This window comes from Desulfobacter sp. (genome assembly GCA_028768545.1).
Classification (GTDB): Bacteria; Desulfobacterota; Desulfobacteria; order Desulfobacterales; family Desulfobacteraceae; genus Desulfobacter.
Window position 1 is genome coordinate 1,567,086 of the sequence record CP054838.1, and the last position, 13,420, is coordinate 1,580,505.

Sequence of the window (13,420 nt, forward strand, 5' to 3'; positions counted from 1 at the left end):
AAAAATAAAAAGATAGGGAAATAAAATGCTTAGAGTCAGTGATGTCCGGTTAGGTTTTTGCTTGCTCAATAATTTTTTGATCTTTGATAATATTGTCCCTGTTTGAACTATGAGAGCCCTGCTCCTCGCAGCCAAACAGGTCATTTAGAATGGCGGTTCGCAGCTGCCGAACTCTTTTGATCGTGACCTTTTCATTAAACTGTTTTTGGCAATGGATTGCCAGTAACAGGTAAGTAATAAGGCCGCCAAGAATCTGAACCATAAGGCCGTATTCACTGCGGGCAATGAGATGATATACCTTCAGATGTTCTTTCCACCATTTGAAAAAATCCTCAATGGTCCACCGGAGTTTATAAATTGTTGCTATTTGTTCCGCTGTTAAATCATGCCTGTCAGTTGCCACATAGTATTTGACGCCAGCAATTTTATAGCCAACAACCCGAACAGGCCTTTTCGTCTGGTTTTGATTCGGAGTACCAAGTTTAACCAGTGCATCATAAAAAATGTAGCTGTCGGAAGGGGTCTCGTGGTTATCAATAATTGTTCTTGTTGTCCTGGTTTTTATACGGCAGACAAAATGTTTGCCTTGCTCCTGAAGCAGGTCAAATTCTTTATGGGATTGATATCCACGATCCATAACACCTGTTTGCCCCTTGGAAAGTATTTTGGGAACAAAAGTGCGTTCAGCGCCGTTGCCTTCAGTCAAAAAGATTTTGTTTGGGATTCCGTGATTAATGTCAAATCCGCAATGTACTTTGGCTTTTTTACTTCCTTTTCTGTAGTTCGCCCAGTGCATTGAAAGGACTGCATTTATGAGACTACCGTCAATGGAAACCAACTCTCCTAACTCGGCGTGTTCACCCGGATGACACTCAAGAGCCTGTTTATAAAGATCCTCAAAGATAAATTGCAGTTGTTCGAGTCCCCTGTGATTGATGGCTTCACAGAAACTACTACGGCTGATACCACCGTCTGGCGCAATATTTTCTTTAGCAAAAACATTCTCCTTGAGATCCTGAATTAAATGTCGGGCAGACTTGTGCTCCTGAAGATGGAAATAAACCAAAGCATTTATCTGGTCTTCGAATGTCATTTTTAAAGGGCGGTCTCCTCGAGATTGTAATTCCGGTGCTTTTGAAAGTGACTTTATCAGAGGGCACCTGAAATTGTCAAAGTTCAGGGACCGTAGTTGTTTTTTAGGGACTGAGATGTGCGTCATTTGAGCTCCTTGAGTTAAATTTTCAAGGCGCACAAAAATTTTTACGCACATTTGTCAACACAAAACAGACTGTTTTTTCAATGATTTTAGATGCTTTTTATATGCAACAACCTAACCGGACACTACTGGCTTAGAGTAAAAGATCTGCACAGCGCTTATGGCCAGAGCGAAATTATCCATGGGGTGAGTTTTGAGGCCAATTCAGGAGAGATCATCGCCATCATGGGGAGAAACGGGATGGGTAAGACCACCTTGATGAAAACCCTGATTGGTATCAATCCCATTAAATCGGGTGCCATTGAAGTGGACGGTATCGATGTGACCCAACTTCCCACCCATTTACGGGTCAAAAACGGGGTGGCCTATGTGCCCCAGGGCAGGCAGATTTTTTCATCTTTGACCGTGGAGGAAAATATTTTTACAGGTCTTGAGTACACCTTTGATAAAAAAAGGGAGCTGCTCAGCGAGGTCTATAATATGTTCCCGGTGTTGTTTGAAATGAAAAAACGAAAGAGCGGAAACCTTTCCGGTGGCCAGCAACAGCAGTTGGCCATAGCAAGAGCCTTGGTGTCCGAACCCAGGGTCTTGATTCTTGACGAGCCCACAGAGGGGATTCAGCCTTCCATTATTAAAGATATGGCCCGAATGCTCAATGAGATTAAATTAATGGGCGAATTGACCATTGTGGTATCCGAACAGGTGTTGAGTTTTACCGTTGATATTGCCGATCGCATGTATGTGATTGAGTCGGGCCGGTTTATCCACGAAGATGTCCGGGGGGCAATTGATGAACAAAAAATGGTTCATCAGAAAATCGCGTACCTGGACTGAGAAACATCACTGGGAAGGCAATAACACAGTAAGGATTTTTATGCTTGAAATGATGGTGTGAACATGATCATGTTCTAATTTTTTTGTGTTATTCGCACAAAATCGGAGAATGAATTAATGTCCACAAGCTTCATATACCATGCCTTTGGCCTTCGTGACTACTTTTATAAAACAACGCGTTTCATCGGTGGAATAATCACTTTTGAACTCATACCAAAACCGGAGGCGGTAAAATGCCCGGAATGTAATTCCAGGTCCGTCACCAGGAAAGGGATTGTGACAAGAGATCTCAGAACAATACCGGTAGGTTCAAAACCCGTGATTCTCAGGACGGCTATCCAGAGAATTTGGTGTTCGTTCTGTCAATTTGTCCGGCAAATCAAACTATCCTTTGCCCAGGAGGGGAAAAGCTATACCCGGGCTTTTGAACGGTATGTCTTGGAGTTGTCTCAGTTCATGACAATCAAAGATATTGCCATCCATTTAAGGATCAGCTGGGATACGATAAAGCAGATCCAGAAAGAAGACCTGCTGAGGCGTTATCGAAATATCCCCCTTGAGAAAGTCCGGCAGATTGCCATAGATGAAATTTCCATAGGGAAAGGGCATAAATACTTGACCATCGTGATGGATCTGGAATCCGGTAGAATTCTGCACGTGGGAGAAGGAAAAGGTGGTGAAGCTTTGAAATCTTTTTGGACAAAAGTGAAAATATCGAAAGCAAAAATCAAAGCCGTCAGCATCGATATGTCCCCGGCATACTTGAGTGCTGTTATTGAAAATCTTTCTGGTTCAGCAATTGTCTTTGACAGATTTCATGTTGTTAAATTGTTCAATGAGAAACTGTCGGATTTCAGGCGAAAGCTCTACAACCTTCTTGCCAATACCGGGCAACAAAAACTTCTGAAGGGAGTCCGGTGGCTTTTGTTAAAAAATCCCGAAAACCTCAGTGATGACAAGAAGGAGGCCCAACGGTTAGAAGAAGCATTGAAAATAAATCAGCCGCTATTGGTAGTCTACTACATGAAAGAGGAACTCAGGCAAATATGGAATCAAAAGAAAAAAGAAACAGCTGAAAAGATAGTCAGCAATTGGATCAATCTGGCCAATATTTCCAAAATTCCAATGTTGATGAAATTTGCCAAGACCTTGGCTGTGCACAGGCAAAGAATCCTTTCATACTATGATTACAGGATATCTACAGGTCCTTTAGAAGGGACAAATAACAAGATAAAAACCATGAAACGGAAAGCTTATGGATACAGGGATTCGGAGTTTTTCAGGTTGAAACTTTTGGACCTTCACAATAAAAGGTACGCATTAATCGGATGAACCAAAAATCAATTGTTCTCCCAGGACTGATCCGGATGAACCCAAATCCACCGCTTGATTTTATATTTGTTCAAATATTGGGGAGGTCCCGTGCTTTCCTGGCCTTCAGGCGGTACCATATTGCGGTGCCAAGCCAGCGACGAATGAGGTGTATCAGTCATACTCAGCAGTGAGGAGCAAACCAAGGCAACAAAGAAGATTGTTCTGTATGCTGGATCAGGGAGTATTTACTTGAGAAGGGCAGATAATAGTGGTACTTTCAAATGTCTAATATTCATCTCTTTGGAGCTGATACCGGGAATGAAACATATTATTGAGACCCAGGTACTGATCATGGGAGGCGGGGCAACCGGCACCGGACTTGCCCGGGATCTTGCCCTTCGCAATATTTGTACTATTCTGGTGGAAAATCGGGAATGTTCAGAATTCTGTGTCACGGTTTCGGTTCTCGGATCTGCCTCAGCGCCAGCGGAAGTAAAAGTCAGGTCCGAGAATGGGCCTTCAATCAGCCACGTCGGAGGAGTTGACTTTTGCTGGAGTGGAGTTCCTGGAACCATCTTTTCCATCTGTAAATAAATCCCTATCAAATTCCCAGCTCTTTATCCAGCCGGCCTTCAAAGAAAATTGCCAACTGGGAAATTGTCAGTGACCAATTTTGAATCGGCATTGTCCATTTTTTACTGGCGTTCTGGATCCCCATGTAAAGCAGCTTTAACAGGCTGTCCTGGTTCGGGAATGATCCCTTTGTTTTGGTCAGTTTTCGAAACTGTCGATGCACAGCCTCAATGGTATTTGTGGTGTATATTATCCGTCGAATCTCTTCTGGATATTTAAAGAAATGACTGAGGCGTTCCCAGTTGTTCCGCCAGGATTTTATCACAATCGGGTATTTGTCATTCCATTTATTTTCCAAGATATCCAGTTCTTCTTCGGCCAGATCCTTATTGACCGCTTTATAAACACGTTTTAGATCTGCCATAAATTCCTTTTTATTTTTGGAACCAACGTATTTCAATGAATTTCGGATCTGGTGGACTACGCAGAGTTGAACTTCTGTGTCCGGGAATATGGTCTCAATGGCCTCGGGAAAACCTTTTAGACCATCAACACAGGCAATCAGGATATCTTTTACCCCTCGGTTTGAAAGGTCTGTTAACACCTGCAGCCAGAAGTTCGCACCCTCATTCTCGGATATGTACAGCCCAAGAACCTCTTTGCGGCCCTCGATATTCACCCCAAGAATTGTGTAAACGGCCTTGCTGCCGACCTTTCCGTTTTCTCGTACTTTATAATGTATGGCATCAAGCCATACGATTGGGTACACATTTTCCAACGGCCTGGCCTGCCATTCTTTGACGGTATGGATGATTTTATCGGTAATGGTGCTCAGAGTGGCATTTGAAATCTCAAGTCCATAGATTTCCTGTAAATGGGAAGCCATATTGCCGATTTCCCAGGACTCTGCCAAAAGGCCCAGATTCCCTGCAGGCGCCTGGATATTCAAACTGCTCGGGACAAGGCTCCCTGCCTTTCAAAGGAGGTGATTGCCGCATATGAAGTTCCGGATGCTGCAATTGATCCGTTTAAACTTGCCATTGAAAATATGACTCAGGCCCGGGGACTTGGGGCAAGCTATCTTTCCCGTTCCAGGGTCGTTGGATTTGATCTGGACAAAAAAGGGATCTGCCTTGTCCGGGTGGAAAACACCCGGACCCGGGATATTTTCGGCATCAAGGCCGATGTTTATGTCAGCGCCTCTGGCGCCTGGGCCGGCGGTCTGTCAGCCATGGCCGGCATTGAAATTCCCATGGTATTTTCCACGGGCAGCCTGTTGGTGACAGGCCAGCGCCTGGCAAAACCGGTGATCAACCGGCTGCGAACGGCCAGTGACGGCGATATCCTGGTGCCGGGCGGGATGGTTTCCATTCTCGGCACCACCTCTGTCCGGGTGGATTGCCCTGACCGGGTTTTTCCCACTGTGGAAGAGGTGGATCTCATCATTAACCAGGGCTGCCAAATGGTGCCGGGCCTGGAAAAACGGCGGTATATCCGCTCCTATTGCGGGGTGCGTCCTCTTGTCGGCTCCAAACCCGGGGATGACAGGGCCGTGACCCGGGGGTTTTGTCTCATGGATCATTCAAGGGAGGGGTTTGATAATTTTGTGACCATTACCTCGGGCAAGCTGACCACCTACCGGCTCATGGCTGAAAAGACCGCTGATTTGGTCTGTGAAAAACTGGGCTTAAGCCGGGCCTGCAGGACAGGGGAACTGCCTTTGCCCATGGCCGAGACCGGAGACTGGACTCAGCCGGGTGCTGCCCTGCGCTATGGGTTTGCCCTGCCTGATGTGAACGACAAAATCTTGTGCGAATGTGAAATGGTGCCTTCTTCAGCTGTTGATGCCATTGTGGCTGATATAAAAAGGCAAAAGGGTGTGCCCGATCTTTTGTCCATTGCATTGAGAAGCCGTATGGGAAAGGGCCCCTGCCAGGGTTCCACCTGCAGTGGCCGGGTCCTTTGCCATCTTTATGACACAGGAGAGGTTCAGGCAAGGGAAGGGATTCAGGAGATTAAACATTTTTTAAACGAACGGTGGAAGGGGGAGCATGCCCTGCTATGGGGGGATAGCTTGTCCCAGTCTTCTTTAAAAGAAATGATTCATTGCGGCTTGTTCTGTCTGGAGATGGACCATGAAGACAGGTGAGACGGTCCATTGCGACCTTCTGGTCATTGGTGCGGGCCTGGCCGGGATGACTGCGGGAATCCGGGCGGCGGATATGGGCCTGGATACGATTGTGGCAGGCAATACCTCCCATCTCACCTTTGCAAGCGGGCTGATGGATTATCTGGGTGTTTATCCAAGGGGATTGGGTCTGTTCACCTCACCCCGGCAGGGGCTGGACCAGATGATTTCTGATTTGCCCGGCCATGCCTATGCCCTGACCGGCCATGGGGCCATTGTTGCCAGTTTTGACTTTGTCAGAAAGATATTGGCCCGGGTGAACATGCCCTATGTCCGGGCCCAAAGGGAAAACCAGGTCAGAAATCTCGGGGTGATCACAGCCATGGGCACCCTTAAGCCCAGTTTCATGGTGCCTGAAACCATGAGGGCCGGGTGCATTGACCTTGAGTCTGGGAAAACCGACAATTCGATGGTGGTTGCCGGCATCAAAGGGCTTTCAGGGTTCAGTGCCTCCCAGGTGGCCCAGGGCACGGCATCCTATTTTTCACAGACCATCCCGATTGAGGTGGATCTGCCCGGGATACCCCTCAAGGCGCCGCCCCAGGTGGTGGCAGAAAAAATGCAGCAAGAGCGGGTGCAAAAGGCCTTTGTCCGCCAGATTCTGCCCCATGCTCGGGACAACCGGATCTGCGGGATGCCGGCAGTCTGCGGTATTGACCAGAGCCATTCTGTTTGGGCAGGGCTTGGCCAGAGGATACAGATGCCCTTGTTTGAAATACCGGGGTCTCCTCCCTCCATACCCGGCCTGCGGCTCAAAAGGGGATTTGAACGGATATTGGAACAGGCAGGGGCGCGCCTGATGTCCAATATCCGGATAAAAGAGCCTGTGTTTGACGGTAAAGGCTTTACCCTTTTGGCAGGGATGGAGCCGGACCCGATCAGGATCAGGGCCAAGGGGGTGATTTTGGCCACGGGACGGTTTTGGGGAAAAGGGCTTCATGTCAGGCGGGAAAGGATTGTTGAACCTTTGTTTCACCTGGATGTGGCCCAGCCCACAGGACGGCACCTCTGGCATGAGGATGTGTTCCTTTCTCCCAAGGGTCATCCCATTAATATGGCAGGCGTTGAAACCGATACCTTGTTTAGGCCCTTGGATGAGCGGGGGCGTCCTGTGTATTCCCGTCTTTATGCGGCAGGCAGTCTTCTTGCCCACAATGACTGGCCAAGGTTTAAATCAGGTGCCGGTCCCTCCATAGTCTCTGCCTGCAGGGCCGTGGACGCCTTTTACGATTCTTTGGGGGCAGCTGATGATTAAGGTCTTGGTGATCCTCACCCTTTGTTTTTGTCTGGCAGGTCTTGTCTTTAAAGTCTCGTCCATTTTTCGTCTGGGCCGGCTGTTTGAGAAAAAAAAAATGACCCTGTCCAGCCGTATTTTTCAGCTCAACTATTCAGGGGCGGTTTTCAATATTTTGTTTCAGAGCCGGCTTTTTCGTGCCGGAAAGTTTAGATGGCTGGTCCATGGGCTTATGGTTGCAGGGTTTGGCTATCTGTTGATGGTTCATGCCTTGGATGACTGGACCTGGGTTCTTTTTGAGGAATATCAGCCCGGGATTGAGCCTTTCCGAATGCTCAGGAACCTGGCCGGCCTCATGGTGATCGCAGCCTGCCTGGGGTTTCTTTTGAGGCGGACACAACACTCCAGGATTAATTTGGAGCGGCGCAGAAGAGGTGTGCGGTTTAAGGTCAAAGGGACCCTGACCATTATGGTTATCCTTGGACTGGTCAGTTCCGGGTTTCTCACAGAAGGGTTGAGCATCATCTCTGAAACCCGGTTTGACCAAATGGTGGAAGACTATTCTGGCCTGGCCGGGGAGGATGAACAGGTCCACTTGAAAGCCTATTGGGCCAAATATTATCAGGTGGCTTTTTTAAAAAACATGAAGGTGCTGCCGGGCCAGGACATCGGCCAGGCACGCATCAGCCTGGAACAGGGGTATGACCTTAATGAAACCTATTGCCTGGAATGCCATACCCTGCCGAATACTGCCTTTGTCTCTTTGCCCATTGCCCGTCTGGCCACCCCTTTCGCCCCCTGGGCCACCGAGTTCCATCTGGACCGGGTCATGTATTTTATTCATCTGGGTTTTGGCCTTGCCCTGGTCGGGCTGCTTCCCTTTTCCAGGATGTTTCACTTAATTGCCATTCCTCTGGCCTCTGTAAAAAAAAGAATGACGCTCAAGGACTTGGATGTGTGTATGGGATTTTTGGATTTGGCAGGATTGTCAGCCTGCACCCAGTGCGGACTCTGTACAAAGGTCTGTTCTGTATATCCGGATTACTAGGTGACTGAAAACGCCCAGATTCTGCCCCATGTCAAGATTGAGACTTTCACAAGGCTTGCCCGTAAGAAAGTGGTGGATGTTTCCGTTCTGGCCAGACTCCGGTCGGGCAATGACGACTGCACCCGGTGCGGGCGTTGCGCTGATATCTGTCCTTCGGGCATTGATCTTGTCAGGGTGTGGACCTGCGCTGATTATCTCATGGGCTGCCTGGGGTGCACGGATCATTATACTGCGGCCATGCACGCCTCTTTTGACCTGTGGACCGGTGGGGGCACGGAACCGGCCCGGAAAAAGGATGAGATGTCTGACCCGGCAAGTCCCTTGTCCGCTCTCATTGGCCAGGCAGATGCCTTTGAGCATTGTGTCCAATGTACGCTTTGCACCAATGCCTGTCCTGTGGTGTCCTATGACTTGTCTGAAAATGATCTGGGCCCCCACCAGGTCATGAACCTGCTCCGTCTTGGCAAAGCCTTTATGGCGTCCGGTTCGAAAATGGTATGGCATTGTTTGACCTGTTATCAATGCCAGGAGATTTGCCCCATGTCCATCCGGGTGACAGATATTCTTTTGGAACTTAGATGCCAAGGCCAGGAAAGGGCCCAGACCATTACCCTGGAAAGGCTTCGAGGGGAAAGCAAATGAGACTGGCCTATTTTCAAGGGTGCAAAATTTTATTTGACCTGAATTCATATGGAAAGGCTGTTGAACGTTTAATGGCACACCTGGGGGTGACCCTGGTAACCCTTGACTTTAACTGCTGCGGAAATCGGGCAAGGGGAAAGAATCTTGCCGCCTCTGTGCATGCGGCCGTAAGAAATATAGCCCTGGCCCAGGCCCGGGGCCTGGATATATTTACCCCGTGCAAATGCTGTTTTGGCCAGCTTAAACACGGGCTGTTCTGGTATGCTGAAAATAAGATGATCAGGGAAAAAGTTGACCTGGCCTTGGCTGAAGAGGGCCTGAAATTTGAGGCTGCCCCGCTGATCCAGGATCCTGGAACCGGAATTCTTGAAAAAAGAACGGTCAGAATTCGCCATCTTTTGGATTTTTTATTCCATGATATCGGCCCCAGGGTTCTGGCCAGCCGGATCACCCCTGTTTCAGACCCGGTAAAAGTCGTGCTTCAGCAAGGCTGTCACGCCTTGAGACCTTTTTCAGTCACCCAGTTTGACAACCCCTTTGCACCCAGGATGTTCAGGCAGCTTGCCAAAACGGCCGGGCTTGACCCTCTGGACTGGGAAAAAGAGGTTGAATGCTGCGGTTCCCCTGCAGCAGAGACCAACAAGGCCCTGGCATTACAGATTTGCCGGCAAAAGTTGTCCAGTGCCCAAAATGCCGATGCCGATTATATCTGTACGGCCTGTACCCACTGCCAGATCCAGTATGCCATGGGCTATACCCCCAAAAAAGATGTCAGACCCGTTCCCTTTGCCGTTTTTCTGGGCGCAGCCCTTGGCATCCAATCCCGTTTGTTTCATACGGACCAATGGCCAAACATATAAATTGCACGATCCTAACGGTTTGATAACAATCTGTTCTTATACTATTCGGGCATTGAATCAAATCAATTATGGAGTCGTTATTATGAAAGATAGATTTTATTGTGATAATCCTGAATGCCGTGATCGTGAAGGGAAAACCATTGTGGTGGTCATGAATCAGGAAAGTATTATGGACGATGATAACCTGGCCCAGATGTTCTGCCCCAAGTGCAGATCCCGTCTTGTCCGCTGTTATGAGGAGACCAGAACGGCCTGCTGATACAAAAGGTTTTTCCCGGCCAGGCCCGCGCTTGAGCGGTTGCTCAAATTTCTTTGTTACCTTGTTTTTTTATCTTGCCCGAGACCGGGCGTTTCTTTGATCCTTTTTCTTCTTATTTTGTCAGGATTTTTTACAGGATGTTAATTTCGGATGCGTTTAAGGCTTTTTGACCCCGGCTGAAATCGCTTTACATTCAGTATCAGGTCCCCTGGCCCCTTAACCCGCATATTTCACAAAGCGTTTTTGCCTTAATGGCAAGGCACAGACCGAGAAGCCGTAGTCCTTTACTGCGAGGGGACTGTAACCCAGCAGATGAGGTAAAACGCTTTGCCCGGAGGGTGAGGTTTTGTATAATGGAAAACGACTTAAAAATGACACAACCGATTGTAATAATATAACTTTTTGGCAAAACGCTTAAAATTTCATGAAATATTCGGGTTAAATTTGCCGTGGCATATATTTTGAAGATAAGTCTTTGACAGCAAAGATGATTTTCATCCCCCAAGGCATGATCGAGGAAAAGGAGAATATGATGAGTACTGCGAATTTAGCCAGAATGTTCGATCCTGGAACCATTGCCGTGATCGGCGCCAGTGAGAAAAAAGGCCGGGTGGGTCAGGCCATCGTCCAGAACCTGATTACCCATACCTTTGAAAAAGATATTTTTCCTGTGAACCCCAACTATTCAAACATTATGGGCATACCTGCATTGGCAAAGGTTCAGCAGATTCCCAAGGATATTGATCTTGCCATCATTGCCACCCCCATCAGCCAGGTTCCCAAGATCATTGCGGCCTGCGGGGAAAAAAATGCAGCCGGCGCTGTGATTGTCTCGGCCGGGGGAAAGGAGACAGGGCCTAAGGGAAGGGCGATTGAAGAAAAGATAAAGGGTGCGGCCATTGAGGCGGGCATGAGGATCATCGGGCCCAACTGCGTGGGCATTGCAAATACCCTGAACGGGTTGAACGCCAGTTTCATGCATTTGTTCCCCCCTGCCGGGCGGATTGCCTTTTTGTCCCAGAGTGGGGCTGTCTGTACCTCTGTATTGGATCTTGCCCTGGCCGAGAATGTGGGGTTCAGCCATTTTGTAAGTCTTGGATCCATGCTGGATGTTGATTTTGCCGATATGATTGATTTTCTGGGCACCCAGCCCAAGGTTGAAAGCATTGTCATGTATATGGAAAACATGACCCATATCCGGAACTTCATGAGTGCTGCCCGGGCGGTTTCCAGGATAAAACCGATCATTGTCCTTAAATCGGGCAGGTCCCCTGCCGGGGCCAGGGCCGCCGCTTCCCACACCGGGGCCATGGCAGGAGAGGACAGGGTATATGATGCGGCCTTTAAACGGGCGGGCATCCTCAGGGTGGACGAGTTTGACCAATTGTTTGACTGTGCCAGGCTTCTGGCCCGGCAGCAGCGGCCCAGAGGCAAGAACCTTGCCATTATAACCAATGCCGGCGGGCCCGGGGTCATGGCCGTAGACGCCCTGGCCCGGTACGGGCTTGAACCGGCACGCCTGAGCCAGAAGACCATTGAGCGTTTAGACCATGGGCTGGCAAAAGAATGGAGCCGGGCAAATCCCGTGGATATTCTGGGAGATGCCACACCAGAACAATATCTTCGGGCTGCAGAGATCTGCAGCAGGGCCCCTGAGGTGGACGGCCTGCTTTTGCTCTGCTCTCCTGTGGGCACCTTTGACCCTTTGGTTCTGGCAACCCCTTTGGCTGAATGGATAAAAAAAGTTCAATGCCCGGTCTTTACCTCGTGGATCGGGGTCATTCGCATGGACGAGGCCAGGCAGACGTTCAATGAAAACGGCGGGACCACCTTTGACACCCCTGAAAAAGCGGTCCGGGCATTTGCCGGTCTCTACCAATACGGGCGCAATATTGACATGCTTCATGAAATTCCGGTGAGACGGGATAAAAAGCGCAAAATAGATTTCAAAGCCGCCCGGATTATCATTGAGGAGAATCTGGACCGGGATCAGCGGTTTTTAAGTGAAGTCCAGACCAAAGCTTTGCTCGGCTGTTACGGCATTCCGGTGAACCGCACAAAAATGGCCTCAACCCCGGAGCAGGCTGCCCAGGCGGCTTCACAGCTGGGATTTCCCGTGGCACTTAAAATCAGTTCTCCTGACATTGTGCACAAATCAGATGCCGGGGGAGTGGTTTTAAACCTTGTGGACGCAAAAGAGGTACGAGCCGCCTTTGCCCGGATCATGGAAAATACGGCCAAGGCATTTCCTAAGGCCCGTATTGACGGGGTTTGCGTTCAAACCATGGCGCCGATGGGAGATTATGAGATCATTGTGGGGGCAAAAAAGGATGATCAGTTCGGCCCTGTGCTTGTATTTGGCATGGGCGGGGTGATGACAGAGATTTTTCAGGATACCGCCTTGGGCCTGCCCCCTTTAAACCCGGCCCTTGCCAGGGAAGTGATCAATGCCACAAAGATTTCAAAGGCGATCAAGGGGTTTCGGCATTTAAAGGCCGTGAATGCCGAACAGGCAGAGGAAATATTGATCCGGACAGGACGGCTGGTCACGGATTTTCCCCAGATCAAAGAGCTGGATATCAATCCATTGGTGGTTAAGGATGGGAATCTTATGGCCGTGGATGCCAGGATCCGGGTTGAAAAGACCTCTACAATTTCCCCGGATCATTTGATTATCAGCCCTTATCCTGCCTGGCAGGAGGCCTGCTTTAAAACCGTGGATGATGAAAAAATCATCGTCCGGCCTATCCGTCCGGATGATGGCGGGCCCATGATTTCGTTTTTTTCAGATCTTTCCCGGGAAACCGTATATTCCCGGTTTTTTTCTCCCATCAAGCAGTTGTCAAAATCCATGCTGATCAAACTCACCCAGATTGACTATGACCGGGAGGTGGCCCTGGTCGCCTTTGCCCCGGACCTGTCCGGCGATCAGATCATCGGGGCGGCCCGGGTCATTTCCCTGACCGACGGTGAGACCGGGGAGTTTGCCATTGTGCTTGCTGACCCCTGGCAGGGCAAAGGGGTGGGGGCAGGTCTGCTCAAACGCTGCCTTGCCTTTTCACAGCGAGTCGGCCTTAAAACGGTCTATGGCCTGGTCTTGAACGAGAACACCCAGATGCGGAAACTGGGCAAAAAACTGGGGTTTCAAATTAAAAAAGCCCCGGATTCCTGTGATATTGAGTTGAGGATTGATCTTGAAACCCTGGGAGGCCAGGATCAGGGAGTTCATTCTTGATCCCCGGCCGGTTTACT

The 13,420-nt window shown here is 49.1% G+C and carries 11 protein-coding genes and 1 pseudogene; 10 read left to right on the forward strand and 2 right to left on the reverse strand.

Annotated features, from left to right (window positions below):
- Window positions 1-49: 49 nt before the first annotated feature.
- Window positions 50-1,219 (reverse strand): IS4 family transposase, encoded by a 1,170-nt coding sequence (locus HUN05_07530; protein ID WDP87968.1) that lies wholly within the window; start codon window positions 1,217-1,219, stop codon window positions 50-52.
- Between the two features lie 90 nt (window positions 1,220-1,309).
- Between HUN05_07530 and urtE the strand changes: the two genes are divergently transcribed.
- The 3 genes from urtE to HUN05_07545 all read left to right on the forward strand — a co-directional run bounded on the left by urtE (window position 1,310) and on the right by HUN05_07545 (window position 3,958).
- Window positions 1,310-2,050 carry an urea ABC transporter ATP-binding subunit UrtE gene (urtE, locus tag HUN05_07535; protein ID WDP85008.1) on the forward strand — a complete coding sequence of 247 codons (741 nt, stop codon included), beginning with the start codon at window positions 1,310-1,312 and terminating at the stop codon, window positions 2,048-2,050.
- A gap of 117 nt (window positions 2,051-2,167) precedes the next feature.
- The gene (locus HUN05_07540) at window positions 2,168-3,382 is read left to right on the forward strand and encodes an ISL3 family transposase (protein ID WDP85009.1); all 1,215 of its coding nucleotides are present in this window, start codon (window positions 2,168-2,170) and stop codon (window positions 3,380-3,382) included.
- 300 nt (window positions 3,383-3,682) lie between these two features.
- Window positions 3,683-3,958, forward strand: coding sequence for a hypothetical protein (locus HUN05_07545; protein ID WDP85010.1), 276 nt, complete (start codon window positions 3,683-3,685; stop codon window positions 3,956-3,958).
- 7 nt (window positions 3,959-3,965) lie between these two features.
- On the opposite strand, the pseudogene HUN05_07550 reads toward HUN05_07545, so the two are convergent.
- A pseudogene (locus HUN05_07550) lies at window positions 3,966-4,826 on the reverse strand (IS256 family transposase).
- Between HUN05_07550 and HUN05_07555 the strand changes: the two are divergent.
- The 7 genes from HUN05_07555 (at window position 4,812) to HUN05_07585 (ending at window position 13,403) form a co-directional block, all read left to right on the forward strand.
- Window positions 4,812-6,086: an FAD-dependent oxidoreductase gene (locus HUN05_07555; protein ID WDP85011.1), complete on the forward strand. Its 1,275-nt coding sequence runs from the start codon at window positions 4,812-4,814 to the stop codon at window positions 6,084-6,086. The pseudogene HUN05_07550 and the gene HUN05_07555 sit on opposite strands and share 15 nt — an antisense overlap.
- Window positions 6,073-7,380: a glycerol-3-phosphate dehydrogenase subunit GlpB gene (glpB, locus tag HUN05_07560; protein WDP85012.1), complete on the forward strand. Its 1,308-nt coding sequence runs from the start codon at window positions 6,073-6,075 to the stop codon at window positions 7,378-7,380. The genes HUN05_07555 and glpB overlap by 14 nt, the downstream gene beginning before the upstream one ends.
- Window positions 7,373-8,407, forward strand: coding sequence for a hypothetical protein (locus HUN05_07565; protein ID WDP85013.1), 1,035 nt, complete (start codon window positions 7,373-7,375; stop codon window positions 8,405-8,407). Before glpB ends, HUN05_07565 begins: the two co-directional genes overlap by 8 nt.
- Window positions 8,408-9,049, forward strand: a complete 642-nt coding sequence (locus HUN05_07570) for a 4Fe-4S dicluster domain-containing protein (protein WDP85014.1) — start codon at window positions 8,408-8,410, stop codon at window positions 9,047-9,049.
- Window positions 9,046-9,909 (forward strand): hypothetical protein, encoded by an 864-nt coding sequence (locus HUN05_07575; protein ID WDP85015.1) that lies wholly within the window; start codon window positions 9,046-9,048, stop codon window positions 9,907-9,909. The genes HUN05_07570 and HUN05_07575 overlap by 4 nt, the downstream gene beginning before the upstream one ends.
- Before the next feature lie 82 nt (window positions 9,910-9,991).
- Window positions 9,992-10,168, forward strand: a complete 177-nt coding sequence (locus tag HUN05_07580; protein WDP85016.1) for a hypothetical protein — start codon at window positions 9,992-9,994, stop codon at window positions 10,166-10,168.
- 532 nt (window positions 10,169-10,700) lie between these two features.
- A complete protein-coding gene (locus tag HUN05_07585) occupies window positions 10,701-13,403 on the forward strand; it encodes a bifunctional acetate--CoA ligase family protein/GNAT family N-acetyltransferase (GenBank protein ID WDP87969.1) in 2,703 nt (900 codons plus the stop codon).
- The last annotated feature ends 17 nt before the right edge of the window (window positions 13,404-13,420 follow it).

Excerpts from the sequence above, each read along its gene's own strand:
- HUN05_07530 (WDP87968.1), bottom strand. The coding sequence starts at position 1,219 with ATGACGCACATCTCAGTCCCTAAAAAACAACTACGGTCCCTGAACTTT.
- urtE (WDP85008.1), top strand. The coding sequence starts at position 1,310 with ATGCTTTTTATATGCAACAACCTAACCGGACACTACTGGCTTAGAGTA.
- HUN05_07540 (WDP85009.1), top strand. The coding sequence starts at position 2,168 with ATGTCCACAAGCTTCATATACCATGCCTTTGGCCTTCGTGACTACTTT.
- HUN05_07545 (WDP85010.1), top strand. The coding sequence starts at position 3,683 with ATGAAACATATTATTGAGACCCAGGTACTGATCATGGGAGGCGGGGCA.
- HUN05_07555 (WDP85011.1), top strand. The coding sequence starts at position 4,812 with ATGGGAAGCCATATTGCCGATTTCCCAGGACTCTGCCAAAAGGCCCAG.
- glpB (WDP85012.1), top strand. The coding sequence starts at position 6,073 with ATGAAGACAGGTGAGACGGTCCATTGCGACCTTCTGGTCATTGGTGCG.
- HUN05_07565 (WDP85013.1), top strand. The coding sequence starts at position 7,373 with ATGATTAAGGTCTTGGTGATCCTCACCCTTTGTTTTTGTCTGGCAGGT.
- HUN05_07575 (WDP85015.1), top strand. The coding sequence starts at position 9,046 with ATGAGACTGGCCTATTTTCAAGGGTGCAAAATTTTATTTGACCTGAAT.
- HUN05_07580 (WDP85016.1), top strand. The coding sequence starts at position 9,992 with ATGAAAGATAGATTTTATTGTGATAATCCTGAATGCCGTGATCGTGAA.
- HUN05_07585 (WDP87969.1), top strand. The coding sequence starts at position 10,701 with ATGAGTACTGCGAATTTAGCCAGAATGTTCGATCCTGGAACCATTGCC.